Source organism: Acetonema longum DSM 6540 (genome assembly GCF_000219125.1).
GTDB lineage: Bacteria > Bacillota > Negativicutes > Sporomusales > Acetonemataceae > Acetonema > Acetonema longum.
The window spans coordinates 1-1000 of sequence record NZ_AFGF01000061.1; the positions used below are offsets into that span (position 1 = coordinate 1).

At 40.8% G+C, this 1000-nt stretch carries 1 protein-coding gene and 1 pseudogene; both read left to right on the forward strand.

The features are described 5' to 3' along the window. Positions 1-323: pseudogene (locus ALO_RS08015) on the forward strand (DUF637 domain-containing protein); the annotation flags it as partial. A gap of 18 nt (positions 324-341) precedes the next feature. After that, positions 342-824 (forward strand): pentapeptide repeat-containing protein, encoded by a 483-nt coding sequence (locus ALO_RS08020; protein ID WP_004094611.1) that lies wholly within the window; start codon positions 342-344, stop codon positions 822-824. The last annotated feature ends 176 nt before the right edge of the window (positions 825-1000 follow it).

A 1000-nucleotide genomic window follows, 5' to 3' on the forward strand; every position in this document is an offset into this window, starting at 1 on the left:
TTAAAAGGACGGGTACAAAGAGGCCTATAACTGTTACAGAAGATGTTATTAGAGAGGCCATGAAAGATGCCTCTTTGAAGACACAGCAAGGTAGTGTTAGTTTGCCGGCTATTCAAAGATATGTTATTAGACTTGAAGGCGGAGAGGTAGCGCCTCCGATTCGGGTTGACAACGGAATAATTGTAGACGGTAATCACCGCTATATTGCTGGTAGAATCTTTGGACAAGAACCACTTCAAACATCTTGGAGCGGTGGAAAAACAGATAGGATAATTAACTGGGGTGAGTTAGAGATTGATCCTCTTGATTGGGGAAATAAGTGAAGAAACAGCGAGTGAATTATGATTATAATCAAAAGTAATGCAAATCATCCAATCGAGATAAATTTGGATACATTAGAAAAAGCTAACTTAAACAACATGAACTTACATAGAGCATTGTTGTCTAAGGCTAACTTACGAGGTGCGAGCCTAATAAAAGCAGATTTACGTTCTGCAGAATTAGAGGGAGCAGATCTGAGTTATACTAATTTAACCGAAGCCGAACTTATGGTTGCTTATGCCTGTGGTGCCAATTTAATGTTTGCTAATTTAATTCATTCAAAGCTTAATGGTACTGATTTAAGAGATGCTAATCTCCTGAATGCGGATTTGACTGGAGCGGACGTATGGAATGCGAACTTTCAGAGAGCTAAACTACAGGGAGCAATTATGAGATGCAATCGTCTTTCGGAAGCAAATTTGAAGGGTGCGTTCTATGACGATAGTACAGAATGGCCAGATGACTTTGATCCTCTAGAAAGAGGGGCTCAAAAGATTGGATGACAAGGATACTTGGTCTGGCAACTCCCACCAATGAAAGAAAAGTTTATCCGATTTAGAGTTGACACCGGGGACGATCACCTTTGGACACCTTATCTTAAAGCGACAAACAAACATCGGAGCAACGGACAAAATAAGTTCGTTGCTCCGATGTTTGTTTGGAGACTCGCGGGGACAGT